Origin of the sequence: Microbacterium sp., from assembly GCF_051953575.1 — a bacterium.
GTDB lineage: Bacteria > Actinomycetota > Actinomycetes > Actinomycetales > Microbacteriaceae > Microbacterium.
Genome location: NZ_JBQCIP010000207.1, coordinates 1 through 3284, shown reverse-complemented (window position 1 = coordinate 3284; position 3284 = coordinate 1). Strand labels below are relative to the sequence as shown.

Annotated in this window: 4 protein-coding genes and 2 tRNA genes; 4 read left to right on the top strand and 2 right to left on the bottom strand. The window is 67.6% G+C overall.

Annotation, left to right across the window (positions count from 1 at the left end):
- Together ACTHNQ_RS12735 and ACTHNQ_RS12730 are read left to right on the top strand one after the other, a co-directional pair.
- The coding region (locus ACTHNQ_RS12735; RefSeq protein WP_440333882.1) for a DNA gyrase C-terminal beta-propeller domain-containing protein at positions 1-1384 on the top strand (1384 nt) is incomplete at its 5' end.
- Positions 1381-1785 (top strand): DUF3566 domain-containing protein, encoded by a 405-nt coding sequence (locus tag ACTHNQ_RS12730; RefSeq protein WP_018173718.1) that lies wholly within the window; start codon positions 1381-1383, stop codon positions 1783-1785. The genes ACTHNQ_RS12735 and ACTHNQ_RS12730, both read left to right, overlap by 4 nt.
- 63 nt (positions 1786-1848) lie before the next feature.
- On the opposite strand, the gene ACTHNQ_RS12725 is transcribed toward ACTHNQ_RS12730, so the two are convergent.
- Positions 1849-2562 (bottom strand): VIT1/CCC1 transporter family protein, encoded by a 714-nt coding sequence (locus ACTHNQ_RS12725; protein WP_440333880.1) that lies wholly within the window; start codon positions 2560-2562, stop codon positions 1849-1851.
- Between the two features lie 107 nt (positions 2563-2669).
- On the opposite strand from ACTHNQ_RS12725, the gene ACTHNQ_RS12720 reads away from it, so the two are divergent.
- Positions 2670-2743, top strand: a tRNA-Ile gene (locus ACTHNQ_RS12720).
- A 26-nt stretch (positions 2744-2769) separates the two neighbouring features.
- On the opposite strand, the gene ACTHNQ_RS12715 is transcribed toward ACTHNQ_RS12720, so the two are convergent.
- Complete coding sequence (locus ACTHNQ_RS12715; protein ID WP_440333878.1) at positions 2770-2988, bottom strand: hypothetical protein; 219 nt, start codon at positions 2986-2988, stop codon at positions 2770-2772.
- 168 nt (positions 2989-3156) lie between these two features.
- Here ACTHNQ_RS12715 and ACTHNQ_RS12710 point away from each other — a divergent pair.
- Positions 3157-3229, top strand: a tRNA-Ala gene (locus ACTHNQ_RS12710).
- The last annotated feature ends 55 nt before the right edge of the window (positions 3230-3284 follow it).

Here is a 3284-nt window from a genome sequence, read left to right as displayed (position 1 = left end):
CGAGCTGCTGGATGTCGACCAGGATCAGGCCGACGCCATCCTCGCCCTTCAGCTGCGCCGCCTCGCCGCCCTCGAACGGCAGAAGATCAACGAGCGACTCGCGCAGCTCGAGCTCGAGATCGCGGAGTACATCGCGATCCTCGCGGACGAAGGCCTGCAGCGGCAGATCATCCACGAGGAGCTCAGCGGGATCGTCGCCAAGTTCGGCGATGACCGTCGCACGCAGATCATGTTCGGCTTCGACGGCGACATGACCGACGAGGACCTCATCCCCGAAGAGGAGATGGTGGTCAGCGTCACCCGCGACGGCTACATCAAGCGCACGCGCAGCGACAACTACCGCCAGCAGCACCGCGGCGGCAAGGGCGTGAAGGGCGCGCAGCTGCGCGCGGACGACGTGGTCGAGCACTTCTTCGTCACGACGACGCACCACTGGCTGCTGTTCTTCACGAACAAGGGCCGCGTGTACCGCTCGAAGGCGTACGAGGTGCCGGAGGCCGGCCGCGACGCGAAGGGCCAGCACGTCGCGAACCTCCTCGCGCTGCAGCCCGACGAAGAGATCGCGCAGATCCTCGACATCCGCGACTACAGCGTCGCGACCTACCTGGTGCTCGCCACGCGCAGCGGTCTGGTGAAGAAGACGCGCCTCACCGAATACGACACCAACCGCCAGGGCGGCATCATCGCCATCAAGCTGCGCGGCAACGGCGCGGACGAGGGCGACGACGAGGCTGAGATCGCATCGGACGACGAGGTGGTCAGCGCCCTCCTCGTCGACGAGGGCGACGACATCCTGCTGATCAGCCGTCACGGCATGTCGCTGCGCTTCTCGGCCACCGACAGCGCGCTGCGCCCGATGGGTCGCTCGACGTCCGGTGTGAAGGGCATGGACTTCCGCGAGGGCGACAGCCTGCTGTCGGCATCTGTCGCGAAGGACGACGAGTTCGTCTTCGTGGTCACCGAGGGCGGCTACGCGAAGCGCACCTCGGTCGACCAGTACCGCGTGCAGAACCGCGGCGGACTGGGCATCAAGGTGGCCAAGCTGAGCGACGATCGGGGCGATCTCGCGGGCGGTCTGATCGTCTCCGAGGACGACGAGGTCTTGGTGGTTCTTGCCAGCGGCAAGGTGGTACGCTCTGCCGTGGCCGAGGTGCCTGCCAAGGGTCGCGACACCATGGGTGTCGTCTTCGCCCGGGCCGGCGGCGATGATCGCATCCTCGCGATCGCCCGGAATGGCGAGCGTGGCCTGGCCGAAGAAACCGAGGACGCAGACGCCGACAGCGGCGACGTCGACACCGACACTGCCTCGGCGCCCGAGACCCCCGGCGGCGCCGATGGCACCGAAACCTCGCCTGAGACCCCCGAAGAGAGCACTGACGCATGAGCACGGTAGCCGACAAGCTCGCCAAGAAGTCCAGTCACAAGACCAGCGCCAAGCAGGTGCGCCTGCGACTGGTGTACATCGACTTCTGGTCCGCGGTGAAGCTGTCCTTCCTCGCCGCGATCGCGATCGCCGTGGTGACGGTCGTCGCCTTCGTCATGGTCTACCTCGTGGTGACCGCCACGGGCCTGATCGGCAAGGCCGACGAGTTCTTCTCGAGCTTCTCGGACGGCAGCGTGCTGCTGTCGCAGTTCGTGAACTTCCCGCAGGTGCTGGCCTTCTCGGCCGTGGTCGCGATCCTGAACCTGGTCGTGGTGACCGTTCTGGGCGCCGTCATCGCGGGCATCTACAACCTCGCCGTCAAGGTGACGGGCGGACTCCTGGTCGGCTTCACCTCCAACTGACGCACGACGCGAAGCGCCGGCATCCCTCTGATGAGAGCGGATGCCGGCGCTTCGCGTTTCTGGTCAGACGACGGTCGTTCCCAGCAGGGTGCCGATGAGCCACGTGACGACGAGCGCGAGCGCGCCGCCGATGACCAGGCGGGATGCCGCGCGTAGACGCGGGGCGCCGCCCAGCTGTGCGGACACGGTGCCGGTCGCCGCGAGGGCGACCAGCACGGCGGCGAACGTGACCGGAACGCGCCACTCGGGCGGCGGGAGCAGGATGGCGAGCAGCGGCAGGAGCGCGCCGAGCGTGAACGCGATCGCGGACGACAGGGCGGCGTGCCAGGGATTGACCAGGTCGTCCTGGTCGATGTGCAGCTCCACCTCGAGGTGCGCCGACAGCGCGTCGTGGGCGGTGAGCTCGACGGCGACCTGCCGTGCGGTGGCGTCGGTGAGCCCGCGGTCCCGGTACAGCTGCGTGAGCTCCTCGAGCTCCTGCTCGGGCATGTCCCTGAGCTCGGCCGTCTCTTTGGCGATGAGGGCGCGCTCGGAGTCCCGCTGGCTGCTCACCGACACGTACTCGCCGAGCGCCATCGAGATGGCGCCGCCGACGAGTCCGGCGACGCCGGCGAGGAACAGCGGCGCGGTGTCGGTCGTGGCGCCGGCGACGCCGACGACGAGCGCCGCGACCGAGACGATGCCGTCGTTGGCGCCGAGCACGCCCGCGCGCAGCCAGTTCAGGCGCTGACCGAGTCCGGTCCCGTGTGGTTCGTCAGGATGAGGCTGATTCGTCACGGCACCAGTCAACTACGCCGATCGCCGAATCCAGGCCCGATTCGTGAAATCGAGAATCGTCAGGTAAAGTCTTGGAGGTTGCGGAGCGCAAGCGACGCAGTCGATACGGGGCTATAGCTCAGGCGGTTAGAGCGCTTCACTGATAATGAAGAGGTCCCAGGTTCAAGTCCTGGTAGCCCCACCGTATTACCTCCTCGCGGACACCGTTCAGGCGTCGTCGTCCGCGTCCTCTGCGCCGTCGCGCGTGCCCGACCACTCGGGGACCTCGGGATCGGTGCCGTGCGGCATCGGCAGGGCGCCGTCCTCAGGAGGCAGCGGCGCGGTCGTGTCCGAGCCGTGAGGCATCGGCATGGCTCCGCCCGGCTTGCCGATCAGGGCATCCGTCAGGCTCTCATCACGGCTGTCATCGCGGTCCGTCGTGTTCATGGCGGGTCCTTTCGTCCGCCATCCAGCCTGCCCGTTCGGGCCACCGCTCGCAGGGGGCTTGACATCCCCGCCGGCATCCCCTGAACTCGACACGCTCCGAGGGCTGGTACCATTGAGCGTCACCCAGGCGGGTGCGGCCGCGTGTTCGAACGCGTCCGGCACACACCCGGGGCCTTAGCTCAGTTGGTAGAGCGCCTGCTTTGCAAGCAGGATGTCAGGAGTTCGAATCTCCTAGGCTCCACAGACATGCGACTCCCGTTCCGGGGGTCGCATTCCTGTTCTCCGGACGATCGATC

Coding starts and splice junctions, on each gene's coding strand:
- ACTHNQ_RS12715 (WP_440333878.1), bottom strand. CDS start 2,988: ATGAACACGACGGACCGCGATGACAGCCGTGATGAGAGCCTGACGGAT.
- ACTHNQ_RS12730 (WP_018173718.1), top strand. CDS start 1,381: ATGAGCACGGTAGCCGACAAGCTCGCCAAGAAGTCCAGTCACAAGACC.